This window comes from Comamonas denitrificans, assembly GCF_017368815.1.
GTDB classification, from domain to species: Bacteria; Pseudomonadota; Gammaproteobacteria; order Burkholderiales; family Burkholderiaceae_C; genus Comamonas; species Comamonas denitrificans.
On the sequence record NZ_JAFNME010000007.1, the window covers coordinates 97,652 to 112,032 of the forward strand.

The 14,381-nt window shown below is 60.9% G+C and carries 18 protein-coding genes; 4 read left to right on the forward strand and 14 right to left on the reverse strand.

Translation table 11 applies throughout. The features are described 5' to 3' along the window. Positions 1-13 precede the first annotated feature (13 nt). The 11 genes from J1777_RS04915 to J1777_RS14310 form a co-directional block, all read right to left on the reverse strand. A complete protein-coding gene (locus tag J1777_RS04915; RefSeq protein WP_207574726.1) occupies positions 14-1,438 on the reverse strand; it encodes a cbb3-type cytochrome c oxidase subunit I in 1,425 nt (474 codons plus the stop codon). Positions 1,439-1,455: 17 nt separating this feature from the next. After that, positions 1,456-1,893 carry a c-type cytochrome gene (locus J1777_RS04920; RefSeq protein ID WP_207574727.1) on the reverse strand — a complete coding sequence of 146 codons (438 nt, stop codon included), beginning with the start codon at positions 1,891-1,893 and terminating at the stop codon, positions 1,456-1,458. Between the two features lie 87 nt (positions 1,894-1,980). Then, positions 1,981-2,256: a cytochrome C oxidase subunit IV family protein gene (locus tag J1777_RS04925; RefSeq protein WP_207574728.1), complete on the reverse strand. Its 276-nt coding sequence runs from the start codon at positions 2,254-2,256 to the stop codon at positions 1,981-1,983. Between the two features lie 54 nt (positions 2,257-2,310). Then, positions 2,311-2,871, reverse strand: coding sequence for a cytochrome c oxidase subunit 3 (locus tag J1777_RS04930; protein ID WP_242700389.1), 561 nt, complete (start codon positions 2,869-2,871; stop codon positions 2,311-2,313). A gap of 62 nt (positions 2,872-2,933) precedes the next feature. Beyond that, on the reverse strand, positions 2,934-4,541 hold the full coding sequence (locus J1777_RS04935) for a nitrite reductase (protein ID WP_207574730.1): 1,608 nt from the start codon (positions 4,539-4,541) through the stop codon (positions 2,934-2,936). Further along, a complete protein-coding gene (gene nirJ, locus J1777_RS04940; RefSeq protein ID WP_207574731.1) occupies positions 4,534-5,766 on the reverse strand; it encodes a heme d1 biosynthesis radical SAM protein NirJ in 1,233 nt (410 codons plus the stop codon). The genes J1777_RS04935 and nirJ overlap by 8 nt, the downstream gene beginning before the upstream one ends. A 23-nt stretch (positions 5,767-5,789) precedes the next feature. Continuing rightward, positions 5,790-6,269, reverse strand: a complete 480-nt coding sequence (ahbB, locus tag J1777_RS04945) for a siroheme decarboxylase subunit beta (RefSeq protein WP_207574732.1) — start codon at positions 6,267-6,269, stop codon at positions 5,790-5,792. Continuing rightward, a complete protein-coding gene (locus tag J1777_RS14305) occupies positions 6,256-6,762 on the reverse strand; it encodes an Lrp/AsnC family transcriptional regulator (RefSeq protein ID WP_242700390.1) in 507 nt (168 codons plus the stop codon). Before J1777_RS14305 ends, ahbB (J1777_RS04945) begins: the two co-directional genes overlap by 14 nt. 21 nt (positions 6,763-6,783) lie before the next feature. Further along, positions 6,784-7,791: a siroheme decarboxylase subunit beta gene (gene ahbB / locus J1777_RS04950; RefSeq protein WP_242700391.1), complete on the reverse strand. Its 1,008-nt coding sequence runs from the start codon at positions 7,789-7,791 to the stop codon at positions 6,784-6,786. A gap of 12 nt (positions 7,792-7,803) precedes the next feature. Further along, complete coding sequence (locus J1777_RS04955; protein ID WP_242700398.1) at positions 7,804-9,012, reverse strand: cytochrome D1 domain-containing protein; 1,209 nt, start codon at positions 9,010-9,012, stop codon at positions 7,804-7,806. A 22-nt stretch (positions 9,013-9,034) separates the two neighbouring features. Continuing rightward, positions 9,035-9,409, reverse strand: a complete 375-nt coding sequence (locus tag J1777_RS14310) for a c-type cytochrome (protein WP_242700392.1) — start codon at positions 9,407-9,409, stop codon at positions 9,035-9,037. Positions 9,410-9,550: 141 nt separating this feature from the next. Here J1777_RS14310 and cobA point away from each other — a divergent pair, with 141 nt between their 5' ends. Next, the gene (gene cobA / locus J1777_RS04965) at positions 9,551-10,357 is read left to right on the forward strand and encodes a uroporphyrinogen-III C-methyltransferase (RefSeq protein ID WP_207574734.1); all 807 of its coding nucleotides are present in this window, start codon (positions 9,551-9,553) and stop codon (positions 10,355-10,357) included. An 8-nt stretch (positions 10,358-10,365) separates the two neighbouring features. Here cobA and J1777_RS04970 read toward each other — a convergent pair whose 3' ends face one another. Both J1777_RS04970 and J1777_RS04975 read right to left on the reverse strand, forming a co-directional pair. Further along, the gene (locus J1777_RS04970; protein WP_207574735.1) at positions 10,366-10,644 is read right to left on the reverse strand and encodes a hypothetical protein; all 279 of its coding nucleotides are present in this window, start codon (positions 10,642-10,644) and stop codon (positions 10,366-10,368) included. 109 nt (positions 10,645-10,753) lie between these two features. Continuing rightward, complete coding sequence (locus J1777_RS04975) at positions 10,754-11,335, reverse strand: C40 family peptidase (protein WP_341352932.1); 582 nt, start codon at positions 11,333-11,335, stop codon at positions 10,754-10,756. A gap of 224 nt (positions 11,336-11,559) precedes the next feature. On the opposite strand from J1777_RS04975, the gene J1777_RS04980 reads away from it, so the two are divergent. Further along, positions 11,560-12,162, forward strand: a complete 603-nt coding sequence (locus tag J1777_RS04980; protein ID WP_207574736.1) for an isochorismatase family protein — start codon at positions 11,560-11,562, stop codon at positions 12,160-12,162. A 10-nt stretch (positions 12,163-12,172) separates the two neighbouring features. Here the strand turns inward: J1777_RS04980 and pdxH are convergent, their stop codons facing one another. Then, positions 12,173-12,832, reverse strand: a complete 660-nt coding sequence (pdxH, locus tag J1777_RS04985) for a pyridoxamine 5'-phosphate oxidase (RefSeq protein WP_207574737.1) — start codon at positions 12,830-12,832, stop codon at positions 12,173-12,175. A 130-nt stretch (positions 12,833-12,962) separates the two neighbouring features. On the opposite strand from pdxH, the gene J1777_RS04990 reads away from it, so the two are divergent. Both J1777_RS04990 and J1777_RS04995 read left to right on the forward strand, forming a co-directional pair. Beyond that, positions 12,963-13,514, forward strand: a complete 552-nt coding sequence (locus J1777_RS04990) for an OmpA family protein (RefSeq protein ID WP_207574738.1) — start codon at positions 12,963-12,965, stop codon at positions 13,512-13,514. Positions 13,515-13,756: 242 nt separating this feature from the next. Beyond that, positions 13,757-14,381: integrase arm-type DNA-binding domain-containing protein (locus J1777_RS04995; protein WP_207574739.1), on the forward strand; the 625-nt coding region annotated here is incomplete at its 3' end.

Here is a 14,381-nt window from a genome sequence, read left to right on the forward strand (position 1 = left end):
AGGGTTTTAAGGCTTAAGCAGCTTTCAAAGCCATGGCATCGGCGTGGCTTTCGACGTGTTTGCCACCGATAAAGAAGCTGGCGAAGTACATGAACTGGCCGATCAGGAAGACCACGCCGCCCACGACCCGCAGCCAGTAGTAACCGCGCAGCTCGTCTTGGGTGGCCATGTAGGACAGGGCCTGGCCTTCAGGCAGCCAGCGCTGCAGGTAGGATTGCATGACCCCGGCGATGGTCAGGGCCAGCACCATGACGCACATGCCGATGGTCATTACCCAGAAGCTTTTTTTCTCCATGGATTGGGCTTCAGGGCTGTTGGCCAGGCGACCACGCAGGTGGGGCATGGCGTAGCTGATGATGGTGATCACCACCAGCACATACGCACCGTAGAAAGCCAAGTGGCCGTGGGCAGCGGTCAGCTGGGTGGCGTGGGTGTAGTAGTTCACCGGGGCGAGCGTGTGCATAAAGCCCCATACACCGGCACCCAAGAAGCCCACCACCGCCGTGCCCTTGGCCCACAAAATGGCGGCCTGGTTGGGGTGGTTGCGGCGGCGCTGCGCGACCATGTTGTAGGCAAACAGCACCAGCAGGAAGAAGGGGATGGGCTCCAAGGCGGAGAACACCGAACCGATCCACAGCCAGTAGCCAGGCATGCCGATGAAGAAGTAGTGGTGGCCCGTACCGAGCAGGCCGGACATCAGCGCAAAGGCGATGATCAAGTACATCCACTTGTCGATCACTTCACGGTCCACGCCCGTGGTTTTCACCAGCACGTAGGCCAGCAGCGAGGCCAGGATCAGCTCCCACACGCCTTCAACCCACAGGTGCACCACAAACCACCAGTACATCTTGTCGCGCACCAGGTTTTCCGGGTTCACGAAGCTGAACAGGAAGAAGATGGCCAGGCCCCACAGCCCCATCAGCAGCACGGTGGAGATGCTGGTTTTGCGGCCTTTGAGCACGGTCATGCTGATGTTGAACAAAAAGCCCAAGGCCACCACCACGATCCCCACCTTGGTGGGCAGCGGTTGCTCTAAGAACTCCCGTCCCATGGTGGCCAGGATGTTATTGCCCGTGGCTTCGGCCAAGCGTGCATAGGGCACCAGCAGGTAGCCCAGGATGGTGGCCGCGCCTGCGATCAGGAAGATCCAAAACAGCGCAATCGCCAGCTTGGGGCTGTACAGCTCGGTCTCGGCCTCTTCCGGGACCATGTAGTAGGCCGCGCCCATGAAGCCAAACAACAGCCACACAATCAGTAAGTTGGTGTGCACCATGCGGGCGATGTTGAAGGGGATGTAGGGGAAGAACAAATCCCCAATCAGGTATTGCAACCCCAGGGTGATGCCAAAAATGATTTGGCCGGCAAACAGTGCCATGGCGCCGATGAAGTACAGCTTGGCGACCGATTGGCTTTTGTATTTCAAGACTTGGTTTGTCATAGTTGTTGCTCCCTGGCTTAGCCTTCGATGTTGGGTGGCCAGTTTTCGGTGTTGATCTCACCGGTCCACTTCAAGAACTCGACCATGTCGTCCAGCTGCTGCTCGGTCAGGTTGAACTGCGGCATCTGGCGGCGACCCGGTACGCCCGAGGGGGACATATCGCGAATCCAGGTTTTGATGAAGTCCGGGCCACGGCGCTTGTACACGTTGCCCAGCTCAGGGGCAAAGTACGCCCCTTCACCCAGCAGCGAGTGGCAGCCGATGCAGTTGTTCGTCTCCCAGACGTGCTTGCCGCGCACCACCGATTCGGTGATGTTTTGCGCGTTGGAGCGTTCTGGAATACGCCGTTCGCTGTCAAAGATCAACCCGGCGAACACCAGCCCGAAAAAGACCGTGCCTCCGAAGAACATGTTGCGGGCCATTTGTTTGGTAAACCCGCTGTGTGTTTGGCTCATGTGCAAGCCCTCCTTCTTAAAAAGAACACTCTGATCTTCATCTTTTAAGAAAGGAAAAACCTTGAACTTAGTCAAGAAAACATCACATTAGCCGCGCACGCTGTACCAAAAAGAGGCCGCAAAAAGCAACACCGCCATGGCGATGATCCAGGCCAGCATCAGGTAACGCCACAGGCGCGGGCCGTGGCGCAGCTCCATGAAGTCTTGAATGATGCACCAGCCCTTGACCACCGACAGGCTGAGCACGATGCCCGCCGTGACCAGCGCCGATTGGCCATCGGCCTGGCCCTCGCCCAGCCACCAGGTGAGGGCGGTGGCGCTGAGCAAGATGCTCCAGATGATGTTCAGGCGTAAATCGGTCATGGTGCAATTCCTGCAAAAGACTATAAATTTAAGAACGTGTTCACGATCTAAGAGCTAGCGAAGTACGTACACCAGCGGAAACAAAATCATCCACAGCAAATCGACCATGTGCCAAAAGACGGTCACCGTCTCAAGGGTGCTGCAGTTGTCGGGCGTGTATTTGCCACTGCGCGTCGGGGCCCACACTAGGGCAAACAGCACGCAACCGACCAGGGCATGCAGGAAGTGAAAGCCGGTGAGCATCACGTACAGCATGTCAAAAGTGTTGTTGGCAAAGTCCAGGCCCAGCTGCCACTTTTGCCAATATTCAATGCTTTTGACCACCAAAAAGCCGATACCCAAAGCCAGCGCCCCCAGCAGCCAGTGGCTGCCTTGGCGGTTGCGCTGGGTGCGCACCGCATGCAGCGCCCACGCAGCGCAGGCGCTGGCACTGACCAGCAGCACCGTATTGACCGCCCCCGACCACAGGGCCAGCTTGGCCTGTCCGGCGGCAAACACCTCGGGCTGGGCCAGCTTGGCACCGGCAAATCCCATGAAGAGGATGGCAAAGGTCGTCATCTCCAGCAGCACCAGCAGCCAGATAACAAAGTCTCCCGGCAAGGTGGCCGCCGCCATGGGGGGGGCGGCGGTTTGGGAAGGGTGATTTTTTGTCGATGTTTTTAGCTGTGCGTTGTCAGCTAGTGCGAGGTTCCCTCGCTGCGCGAGATTTTGTTCCATACGTTGTATTTCCCCACGGGCTTGACCATGGGCAGACGCTTAACCTCCTTAAAGCTGCGAGCATCTAAAACAATGATAGCGCCATCCATTTCCCACACACTGGCCAAGGCGTAGCGGCCATCTTTGGTGAATTCGATGTGCGCCAGCGTCTTGCCCGGCTCGCGCACCTGGGCGACGGGCTCCAGCGTGCGTTTGTCGATGATGGTCAGCGTGTCTTTGGCCGTGGGGCTCATCATCGAATCGGTCCAGGCGTAGGGCGTGTTTTCATGGCTGCGCATGAAAAAGCCGGCCCCCGGCGTGGGGATGGTGCGCACGGTTTGCCAGTTTTTCATGTCGATCACATCAATCGCCCCACCGCCCAGGTTGGGGCTGGCCAGCACGGTGGTGTCTTTATAAGCAAAGGTGATGCCCGAGCCCAAATGCGGCATGCCGGCAATGGGCAGGTCGGCCACTTTGACGCGGGCATTGAGGTTTACCACCTGGGCGCTGGGCTTGCCATCGCCCTTGCGCGGGCGAGTCGCTCCCAGGGCGTGCTGGTAGCTTTGGTCGAAAAAGAAGTCGTCCAGCGGCTCGGTCAGGGGGGTGCGGCGCACGTTCAAAAAGCCCGGTTTGCTGATGCCTTCTTTCATTTTGTAGTCGTGCACCAGGCCGTCGTAGATGGGTTCGGCGTTTTTGTCGTACGAGATTTCCCAGATTTCCGGGATGTCTTTCAGGGCCACGACAAAGCTGTTGCGCGGTGTCGCGTCGTACACCGCCGAGGCGCGCGAGCTGCTTGTGCCGTCCTGGGTGGCCGCGTCGTAGGTTTTCACCAGATTCAAATCGGCATCAAACAGCGCCAGGGTGTGCGGCAGGTAGTTGGCCGCCATAACCCACTGGCCATCGGCACTGACGGCCACGTTGCGCATATTCAGGCCCGCGCGCACCTCGGCCACCACCTGCAGGCGGTACAGGTCGTACTTGGTAATCCAGCCGTCGCGCGAGCCAAAAAACACGTAACGCCCGTCCTGGGTGAATTTGGGCCCGCCGTGCAGGGCAAAGCGGCTTGGAAAGCGCTTGATGACTTCAAACTTGTCGCCATCGAGCAGGGAAATGTGGTGGTCACCGCCTTCCACCACGACGAACAAATTCATCGGATCGGCCTGCCACAGCGGCGTGTTGGGCGTTCCGGCGGGCAAGGGGGTGGCGATGCGCGAGGCGGTGATGTCGGCCGCTGTCCAGCGCGGGGCGGGCACCACCGGGGTGCGAATCCAGTCGGCCAGGGCCTGGATTTCAGCGCCCGAGAGCAGGTCGCCAAAGCCCATCATCTGCGTGGCCTGGCGGCCCTCTTTGATTACGCGCAGCACTTCGGGGGCGCGGGTGCGTTCCAGGCTTTCAGGCAACAGGGCTGGGCCCATTAAGCCCGTGCGCTGCTCACCGTGGCAGCTGGCGCAATGCTGTTGGTACAGCGCAGCGGCGTTGATGCTTGGCGGCGTGGGGGCCGTCGGCAGTGTTTGTGCAAACACATTGCTTGCAAAAAAGAAGCACGCTGCGCTTATAATTGTTGGGTATTTTTGCAAAATGTTATGCATTTTCAGCCTCTTTACTGCGGCGAATGCTATTGAAAGCTTTGGTTTTTGCGGGCACTTCCAACGGGGTGCTGGCCGCGCCCACTTCGTCATCGGTCAAATAGCAGCCCGGGTCTTCAAACCAGGGGTTGCCCGTGAGTTGCTGTGCCCGCACGCGGGTGTTGCCGTTGCAAATGGCCAGGTACTTGCACCCGGCGCAGCGGCCTTGCACCGGGCGGGGGTGTTGCTTGAGCCCGGCCATGAGCGGGTCGGAGGTGTCGTTCCAGATGGCCGAGAAAGGCCGATCGCGCACGCAGCCCAGGTCGTGGTGCCACCACATGGTGTCGGGGTGGACGTGGCCCAGGTTGTCGATATTGGCCACCATTTGCCCGCTGGCGTTGCCGCCCCAGCGGGTCAGGCGCTCGGTCAGGGCGCTTTCCCATTGCGGCAGGTGCTGGCGCACCCAGTGCAGCAAGAAGGGGCCGTCGGCATCGTTGTTGCCGCTGACGTAATCGTCCATGCAGCCGGCCTGCGCATCCGCCCAGGCGCGGTCAAACAGCAGGTTCATGGCATCGCGTGTTGCCAGGTGGTGGGCATCCTTATCGCGGTGGATGTTGCCGCGCCCGGCGTAGTTCAGGTGCGAGAAGTAGAACTTGTTCGCCCCTTCGTCCTTCATCAACTGCAGCAGGTTGGGCAGGTCGTGGGCGTTCATGGCCGTCATGGTGAAGCGCAGGCCCACCTTCACGCCAAATTCAGCCAAAAAGCGCACGGCGGCCAGGCTGCGGTCAAAGGCCCCGTCCAGGCGGCGAAATTTATCGTGCGTGGGTTTCAGGCCGTCCAGGCTGATGCCTACGTAGTCAAAGCCTTCCTGGGCGATGCGCTGGGCCAGCGGGCGGTCAATCAGCGTGCCGTTGGTCGAGAGGCCGGTGTAAAAGCCCAGTTTTCGCGCCTGGGCGGAAATTTCAAAAATATCCGGCCGCAAGAGTGGCTCGCCGCCGGACAAAATCAGCGCGGGCACGCCAAAGCCCTTTAAATCGTCCATCACGGTAAAAACTTCGGGCAGGGTCAGTTCGCCCACGTAATCGTGGTCGGCCGACAGGGCGTAGCAGTGCTTGCAGGTGAGGTTGCAGCGGCGAATGAGGTTCCAGATCACCACCGGGCCGCGGGCTTTGCGCTCGCGCACCTCGGGGTAGTGGCCGGTTTGCTCGGCGTGCGCCAGTTCGCGCATGTATTGGCTGATACGAAACATGGGCAGGGTTCCTTTGTGGTGGCTTAGTTTTTCAAGCGCAGGCCGGTTTTTTTCAAAATCGCGGTGGAGTACAAAATGTCGTGGCCCCGGCAGGCAGCGCCCAAGATGGCGGCCAGCTCTTGGGCCTGCTGCTCTACCGCTGCGCGGCTGGTGCCGTGCAGCATGGCAAACAGGTTGTACGGCCACTCGGGCAGGTGGCGCGGGCGGCGGTAGCAGTGCGAGACACCGGGCAGCTTGGCAATGCGCTGGCCCAGGGCTTGCACTTGGTCATCTTCGACATCCCACACGCTCATGCCGTTGGCGGTGTAGCCCAGGCGGTAGTGGTTGGGCACGGCGCCGATGCGGCGAATCAGGCCGCTGTCCAGCATGCTGGAGAGGCGCTGGCGCACCTGTTCGCCACTCACGCCCAGCATCGCGCCAACGGCCTCGTAGGGGCGGGCCACCAGGGGCAGGCCGCCTTGGGTGGCGGCAATCAGGGCGCGGTCAAAATCAGTCAAGGCCATGGGGCGCTCCTTGGCTGGCCTGGGCGGGCAGGCGCAGCTCGACAAAATATTCTTCTTCCTTGGGGAAGGCGTACACGGGCAGGCCCACGGCTTCTTCAATGCGCGCAATGGCGGTTTGCGCCAGCGCCGGGGTTTCGGCGGCCACCACAAACCACATATTCAAGCGGTGGGTGCGGCGGTAGTTGTGCGCCACCTCGGGGAAGCTATTGACCACAGTATTGACTACATCAAAGCGCTCTTCGGGCACGGCAATCGCTGCCAGCACAAACTGGCCCCCAGCGCGTTCGATTTGGAACAGGGGGCCAAAGCGGGTGAGCACGCCCCGCGCCAGCAGCTGGTGCAGGCGCTCGATGACGCGCTCTTCGCTCCAGCCCAGTTGCGCCCCAACGGTGGCAAAGGGGCGCTCATCCAAAGGAAAACCGCCGTGCAGGTGGTTGATCAATAAGGCATCTTCCGCAGCTAGTGCCGCAATGGATTGGATGTTTTCAGGCATAAAGTGCTTTCAAGTCTTTATTTAATCAGCGGCAACAGCTATCAATTTAGTATTTGATGCGCTAAACCGTTGCCCCCCGGTTTGCTTGAAGCGGCGCAAAGAGAACAAGGTGGCCCGGGGCAGTCCGCTTAAGCCAGCGTGGGCAATGGCGTGCTCCACGGTGTGCAGCACCGCCGCACGGTCGCGCCCATGCACCATGCAGTAGAGGTTGAAATCCCACCCTGGGGCGCGGCTGCGCTGGTAGGCCAGGGTCACCCCCGGCACCTGGGCCAGGGCCAGCCCGCAGGCATCGACCTGGGCGGCAGGCACGTCAAACACCGTCATGGCGTTGGCCGAAAAACCCAGCTCGTGGTGGCGCACGACCACGCCAAAGCGGCTCATCAGCCCGGCATCAAGCCAGGCTTGTAGGCGCTGCAGCACGGCATCGACATCGGTATGCAAGGCCTTGGCCCACATGGCAAAAGGCGCATCGACCAAAGGCAGGCCCTGCTCGGCCAGGGCGGCCAGTGGCTTATCGTGCGCAGCGATAGGGGCCGGGGCCCAGTGGGTGGCCCCGCTGGTGGTGGATTGCGCCTGGCGCAGGTCAAACCCGGTGTCGATGCGGTACGGGCGCAGCATGGGCAGGCGCAGCACGGGCAGGGCGGTGGCGGCCTCGATGCTTTGCAGCAGCTGCTCCACCTGGTCGGCATCGCTGCCGGTGGCGACAAACCACAGGTTTACCCGGTGCTCGCGCTCGTAGTTGTGATTGACCCCGGCAAAGCGGGAGACGATGGCAGCCACGGCCTCCAGCTGCTGCGGTGGCACGGCCATGGCCGCCAGCAGCGATGCGCCGCCAGCGCCGGGGGCAAAAACTGCGCCAATGCGGCTGAGTGACCCGCGCTGCTGCAGCTGGGCGTAGGTGGCCAGCACCTGCGCCGGGGGCATGCCTTCTTGCGCGGCAATGGTGGCAAAGGGTGCATCAACCAGGGGAAAGCCGCGCTGCCAGTGGTTGAGCAGGGCCAGCTCGGTGGGGCTGTGGGGGTGCTGCATGGCCTTGACCACCTAAAACCCCATGCGCTGGGCGCGGGCGGTAAAGAAGATGCCGCTGGGCGCATCCACTTTTAAGCTGGCCTGCAGTTGGCGGGTGTGGGTGTCATACACCTGCACCTGGTGGCTGTCGCGGCAGCTGATCCACACCGATTCGCCCCGGGGGGTGAACTCCATGTGCAGCACGGCTTTGCCCGGCTCCAGGGTGTCGATGATGGTTTGGCTGGGGGTGTCGATGACTTGCACGCGGTGGTAATCGGGCACCGAAAAATTCACCCACACCTGGCGGCCATCCGGGCGGGCCATGACAAACACGGGTTGCCCGGCCACGGGGATGCGGCCCACTTCTTCCCAGGTGGTGGTATCGACCACCAACACCTCGTGCCGGCCCACAGCGGGCAGATAGGCGTGCTGGCCCGCAATGGCCCAGCCACGCAAATGGGGCATTTTGTACACCGGCAGCGGTTGCTCGCCGCGCCCGTAGCCGCCCAGAATGCGGCGCACTTGCAGCTTGGGTGCCCACATATCGACCATGGCCAGGCCATCTTCGCCAAAGAGGCCGGCAATGTAGGTGCGGCCATTGGGCGAGAGCAGGGCATCGTAGGGCTGCTTGCCAATATTGGGCAGGGTGGTCACTTTGGGCTGGCGCGGATCGCTGCAATCGGCAATGCAAATTGCCCCGGCATCAAACAGGCTGTAAACAAAGCGCCGCTGCGGCAAATCGGCCAGTCCAACGACGCGCGAGCGCTGGCCATTGGGCATGGTGGCGGGCACATCGGCCAACAGCTCCAGCGTGGCGGCATCAAACACCTTGATGCCACCGGGGGTGTAGTTTTGCGCCACAACCAAGCGGCCATCGTCGCTGATGGCCCCACCGATCGAGTTGCCCGCCTGCATCACGCGGTGGGTGATTTTTTGCGCCAGGATGTCTACGCGGGTGGCGGCACCATCGCGGCCAAAAACAAAAGCATAGCGGCCATCGCGCGAAAATACGACGGATGCGTGCGATAAGTCTCCCAAACCCTCGACCCGGCCAATGGCTTGGCGCGTGGAGGTATTGACCAGCGTGAGTGCGCCCAGGGCGCGTTCAATCACCACGCCCAAGTCGCCCGTGCCTTGCAGGGCTGGGGCAGCAGGGGTGGTGGCCGTGCTGGTGGTGTTGGCGCAGCCAGCGGCCAACAGGCCGGCCCCGGCAGTCAGCGAAAGTAAAGCGCGGCGGTGCAATGTGGACATGGGGCGGGACTCCTTATTTCTCTAACTTCTCAAGTGGAAAACCTTGGAACAATTGCTGCGCAATCCATTGCGCCTCGGGCGCGGTGAGCATGGCGCTCCAGGGCGGCATGGGCGTGCCAGGGATGCCATGCAAAATCACGGCTTGCAGGTATTCAGGGGGTTTGGCGGTTAATGCCTCAGCGGTCAGGGCCGGGCCCAGGCCGCCCGTTAAGCGCATGCCATGGCAGGAGCCACAGTCTTGGCGCACCATGTGGGTCAGGGCCTCGATGCGCTGGGCAGGGATCAACGGGGCCGCTGCGGGTGTTGGCACGGGCTGTGCGCTGACCGTGGCAGCGGTCAGGGTGGCGATCAGCCCCCAGGGCCAGCGCGTAAAAAAATGCTTGGTCATGACCAGTCCTTCAGGCGTTCAATCCATAGCCACAATCGTGCCGTGGCAATAGGGAATAATCCTTAAACTGGTTTAAGGACGCTTTGCGCCAATCCTCGAACAATGCGTTGCAGCGCCACCAATGACTGATGAAGGAAGAACATGGATTTCGTCGAACAAGCTCGCTGGTTCACCCCGGTTGGAGACGGCTGCCGCCCTGGCAAGGTCACGCTCGTGGGTGCCGGCCCGGGGGCCGTCGATTTACTCACAGTGCGTGCGGCCCGCGCCCTGGAGCAGGCAACGATGGTGCTGTACGACAACCTGGTCAGCAAAGATGTGCTGGCGCTGGTGCCCGCCGGGGCTGAGATGATTTATGTGGGCAAAGTGGCCTCGCACCACACGCTGGCGCAGGAAAGCATCATTGATCTGATGGTGCGCCTGGCCCAGGCCGGGCACGATCTGGTGCGCTTAAAAGGCGGCGATGGCTATATCTTTGGCCGTGGCGGCGAAGAAGCCCAGGTGCTGGCCGAGCAAGACATTCCCTTTGAGGTCGTTCCCGGTATTACCGCTGCCCAAGGCGCGGGCGCTTGTGCTGGCATTCCGCTGACCCACCGCGATTATTCGGCCACCCTGGTGCTGGCCACGGGGCATTTGCGCGGGGCCAACGAAGTGGCCTTGGATTGGCAAGCCCTGTCGCGCCCGCGCCAAACGGTGGTGATTTACATGGGCATTGGCACCTTGCCCATCATTTGCCGCGAGTTGCTGGCCCATGGTTTGCCGGGAGATACGCCGGCCGCGTTGGTCGAAAAAGCCAGCCTGCCCGAGCAGCGCTGCGTGACCGGCACCGTCGCGAACCTGCCGCAACTGGCCAAAGATGAAAATATCAAGGCCCCGGCGCTCATCATCATTGGCCATGTGGTCAAGCTGCAAGCGCAGTTGCAGCCCCAGGCGGTTGCGGCCTTGTTGTAATCCTGTAATTAGGGATTGGTATTCCAGCGGGCCTTGAAGTCAAACTCCAGCCGCTCGCAATCTTCTTTGCCAGCAAAGTGCTTGGGTTTGTCGTCTTCGGGTTTGCGCTCCAACTCTTTCCAGCATTGGCGAATGGTTTCCCGCTCGATCCACTGGGCCTCGGTGTCCGGGGAGGTGGTAAACAAGAGCTTGCTGATGAGCATCAACACGGCAAAAAAACCGACGGGCAGACCGATGGCCCAGCGCACGACGTTGATTTTGGAAGGGTCTTTTTCGGAGGTGGGCATAAGGAGTCAATTCAAAAGCCTGCCCGAGTGGAGCAGGCCTTTTTCTATGAAAAGCACGGGGCAAGAAGCTTGAAAGTGACGCTCAAAGCGGGCAGCAAGCAGGCTTTCCTTAAGGGGCCAAAGAGTAATTGGCAGCACCCGTGCTGCTCAAGCTGGCTACCGATGCCACGCGGCGGGCACCGTTGAAGCGGGCGCTCCAGTATTTGGTATTCATGCTCTCAATGCGCACCTTGGCGCCCGAGCGGGGGGAGTGGATGAACTTGCCTTCGCCCAGATAAATACCGACATGGCTGAAGGTGCGGCGCATGGTGTTGAAAAAGACCAGGTCACCGGGGCGCAATTCTTTCTTTTCAATCTTTTTGGTGGCATTGGCTTGGTCACGGGCTACGCGTGGCAGCACCAAGCCCAGGGCATCGGCATACACGTTGCGCACAAAGCCGCTGCAATCAAAGCCAGAGGCCGCATTGCTGCCACCACGGCGGTAGGGGACCCCCATGAATTGGATGGCGGTGCTGATCAGCTGCTTGGTGTTGTGGGCCACAGTCTCGCCAGCATGGGTAATCTGGGGGAGCCAGTCGTGCTCGGCGGCATCACCGGCGTTGCTGCTTGCCGAAGGGGAGGGTGTGGCGGTGATGGACAAGGCCTCGGTATCCAGCTCCAGTGCCGCCGACGGTACGGAAAAGGTACTCACATCGTCCAGCGCATAGGAAAACGCTTGCACTAATGCGGCGTTGTCCGGACTGGGTGCTGTTTGCGCTTGGAGCGCTGAGCTGACAAACAGGGTAAGGGCAAAAAGGCAGCGTGAAAAAGGCATCCCGCAAGGGTAACACGTTTGTTTTTTCAGGCGAAGCATTTGAAGCCAGTAAAAAAGGTAAAAATGCCAGCTTTCTCGTGTGAATTAAAAAGGAAATCGCAATGCTCTTGGATGTGGATGAATGCCAGTTGGTGCTGGTCGATTACCAAGAAAAACTGATGCCCGCCATGCGCGATGGCGAGCAGGTGGTGGCCAACGCTTTGCGCTTGGCCCAAGCCGCGCGGCTGCTGGAGGTGCCAATTTGGGCGACCGAGCAAAACCCGTTGAAACTGGGCGGCAATGTGCCGGCTCTGGCGGCCCTGGCCGATAAAACGCTGCACAAGATGAGCTTCAGCGCGGCCACCCCAGAATTGCTTGACACCTTGCGCCCACCGGCTCGCCCAGCAGGGGGCAATGCCCGCAGCCTGCCCAAGCATTTGCGCAAACCTGAAGTGGCCGAACCAGAGCGCCCCACGATTGTGCTGGCCGGCTGTGAAACCCATGTCTGCCTGCTGCAAACCGCGCTGGATTTACTGACCGAGGAAATGGATGTCTGGGTGGTCACCGATGCCTGCAGCTCGCGCACCGAGCGCAACCGCGATGCGGCATTTGACCGCCTGGCAGGGGCGGGCGCTGAGTTGGTCACCACCGAAATGGTGCTGTTTGAGTGGCTGCGCGATTGCGAGCACCCGCACTTTCGCACCATCTTGCAGTCGATCAAGTAAAGCCTAAAGCCTAGGGTGCCAGGCGCTCGCGCACCCAGGCATCGGCAGGGGCGCTCTCCTCGGGGCGGTAGCGCAAACGGTCATGCAAACGGCTTTTGCGCCCTTGCCAAAACTCCCATTGCTCGGGCACCAGGCGGTAGCCGCCCCAATGTGGCGGGCGCGGAGGGTTGAGCAAAAATTGCGCCCCGTATTTGGCCGCGTTGGTGACCAGCACGCTGCGCCCGGCAATCACCTGGCTTTGCGGGCTGGCCCAAGCACCAATGCGCGAATCCAAGGGGCGGCTGTGAAAGTAAGCATCGCTTTCTTCGGCGCTGACCTTTTCCACGCGCCCTTCGATGCGCACCACACGCTCTAGCTCAACCCAATGAAATTGCAGCGCGGCAAAGGGGGTTGCCGCCAGCTCTTGGGCTTTGCGGCTTTGGTAATTGGTGTACCAGACGATGCCCCGCGCATCAAAACCTTTGATCAGCACCACCCGCGTGCTCGGGCGCATGGCACTGCTCACGGTGGCCAGGGTCATGGCATTGGGCTCGGGCAGCTGGGCGTTGATGGCTTCTTGCAGCCATTGCGCAAACAGTTCTAAGGGATTGGCCGGTGTGCTGGCTTCATTTAATTCAGCGCGGCCATAACTTTTGCGCAACTGGGCGATGGTGTGGGGAAGGTCAGACATACAGCAAAAGGTCCTGGGCGCAGCGCAGGGGCGCTGCTGAAATACGCACCGGAGTGCAAAAAATCTTGAAGAATCGACCAAGGTGTTTTACTACAATGCGCCCCACGATTTTTATTCAAGGAGTGCTTTTATGCCGGCGGCCAATGGGGATGATCAACAACGCTTTGCCCTGGGTTTGGTGTTTACCTTGGTGGCTGCGGTAGTTGCCAGTGTGGTCGGCTTTGCGGCCCAGCGCAGTGGGCTGGCGGTGGCCACCACCGTGCCTGCCTCTGCCACAGCGGCCGCAGTCGATGCGACCCCCGCCCCGCTGGAGCCCGCTGCCCTGGCCCCGGCGGCCGTGGTGCTGACCGAGCAAGCGGCCGTGCGCGTGGATGGCAATAAGGTGAAGTTCTTTTTTGCCAAGGGCAAAACTGACGTGGCCCCTGGAGCGCAAGAAGCCTTGGCCACCGTGCTGGAAGGGGCCAAAGCGGGCCAGCGGATACGCATTTCTGGCTTTCATGATGCCACTGGCGATGCGGCGTTGAATGTCGAACTGGCCAAACGCCGCGCGGTGGCTGTGCGCGATCTGTTGCTGAAATTGGGGGTGGACGAGGCGTTGCTAGAGCTTGTAAAACCAGAGCACACTCTGGCCAATGGCAGTAACGATAAAGCACGACGCGTTGAAGTTTTACTGATTGATTAAGCGCAAGCTGCTATCAATAAAGTAAAAAATTTAAAAAAGGCCGCTTGATGGAAGCGGCCTTTTTTTGTTTCACGATGACTCCAGTACCGCAATTCGCTGGACTACGCCAAGGTTCGATACAGCAGGTTTATCAATCACTTAGGCGAGTTCAACATATGCCGGTGCTTTCCGAAACTTGACCCGGCTTCCCCTCGCGTGGCTCCCATGCGGCTCTTGGAAACCGGGCTTTCCGAGGAGTCATCATGGCGAAGATCAAGCTCACCAAGTCCGCAGTCGATGCGGCACAACCCCAAGACAAGGCCATCGAACTGCGGGATACCGTGGTGCCCGGCTTCCTGTGCAAGATCACCCCAGCGGGCCGCAAGGTGTTCATGCTCCAGTACCGCACGAATGCCGGCGAGCGCCGCAAGCCAGCGCTGGGCCAGTACGGGGAACTGACGGTCGATCAGGCGCGCACGATGGCGCAGGAATGGCTGGCCGAGGTGCGCAAGGGTGGCGATCCCAGCGCGGCCAAGAACGCGGCCCGCAAGGCACCGACCATGAAGGAGTTTTGCCACACCTTCATGGAGGACTACTCCAAGCAGCGCAACAAGCCCAGCACGCAGCGCGGCTATCAGGGCGTCATTGACCGCTGCATCATCCCGATCATGGGCCGGATGAAGGTGCAGGACGTGAAGCGCCCGGACGTGGCCGCGCTGATGAAGAAGCTGGCCTACAAGCAGGCCGAGGCCAACCGCACCTTCGGCGTGCTGCGCAAGATGTTCAACCTGGCCGAAGTGTGGGGGCTGCGCCCTGACGGCACCAATCCGTGCCGCCACGTCCCGATGTACCCACCCGGCAAGGAAACCCGGCTTATCGTCGATGACG

Excerpts from the sequence above, each read along its gene's own strand:
- J1777_RS14310 (WP_242700392.1), bottom strand. The coding sequence starts at position 9,409 with ATGACCAAGCATTTTTTTACGCGCTGGCCCTGGGGGCTGATCGCCACC.
- J1777_RS04970 (WP_207574735.1), bottom strand. The coding sequence starts at position 10,644 with ATGCCCACCTCCGAAAAAGACCCTTCCAAAATCAACGTCGTGCGCTGG.
- ahbB (WP_207574732.1), bottom strand. The coding sequence starts at position 6,269 with ATGGCCTTGACTGATTTTGACCGCGCCCTGATTGCCGCCACCCAAGGC.
- J1777_RS04935 (WP_207574730.1), bottom strand. The coding sequence starts at position 4,541 with ATGCATAACATTTTGCAAAAATACCCAACAATTATAAGCGCAGCGTGC.
- cobA (WP_207574734.1), top strand. The coding sequence starts at position 9,551 with ATGGATTTCGTCGAACAAGCTCGCTGGTTCACCCCGGTTGGAGACGGC.
- J1777_RS04925 (WP_207574728.1), bottom strand. The coding sequence starts at position 2,256 with ATGACCGATTTACGCCTGAACATCATCTGGAGCATCTTGCTCAGCGCC.
- pdxH (WP_207574737.1), bottom strand. The coding sequence starts at position 12,832 with ATGTCTGACCTTCCCCACACCATCGCCCAGTTGCGCAAAAGTTATGGC.
- ahbB (WP_242700391.1), bottom strand. The coding sequence starts at position 7,791 with ATGCAGCACCCCCACAGCCCCACCGAGCTGGCCCTGCTCAACCACTGG.
- J1777_RS04920 (WP_207574727.1), bottom strand. The coding sequence starts at position 1,893 with ATGAGCCAAACACACAGCGGGTTTACCAAACAAATGGCCCGCAACATG.
- nirJ (WP_207574731.1), bottom strand. The coding sequence starts at position 5,766 with ATGTTTCGTATCAGCCAATACATGCGCGAACTGGCGCACGCCGAGCAA.
- J1777_RS14305 (WP_242700390.1), bottom strand. The coding sequence starts at position 6,762 with ATGCCTGAAAACATCCAATCCATTGCGGCACTAGCTGCGGAAGATGCC.
- J1777_RS04930 (WP_242700389.1), bottom strand. The coding sequence starts at position 2,871 with ATGGCGGCGGCCACCTTGCCGGGAGACTTTGTTATCTGGCTGCTGGTG.
- J1777_RS04980 (WP_207574736.1), top strand. The coding sequence starts at position 11,560 with ATGCTCTTGGATGTGGATGAATGCCAGTTGGTGCTGGTCGATTACCAA.
- J1777_RS04990 (WP_207574738.1), top strand. The coding sequence starts at position 12,963 with ATGCCGGCGGCCAATGGGGATGATCAACAACGCTTTGCCCTGGGTTTG.
- J1777_RS04915 (WP_207574726.1), bottom strand. The coding sequence starts at position 1,438 with ATGACAAACCAAGTCTTGAAATACAAAAGCCAATCGGTCGCCAAGCTG.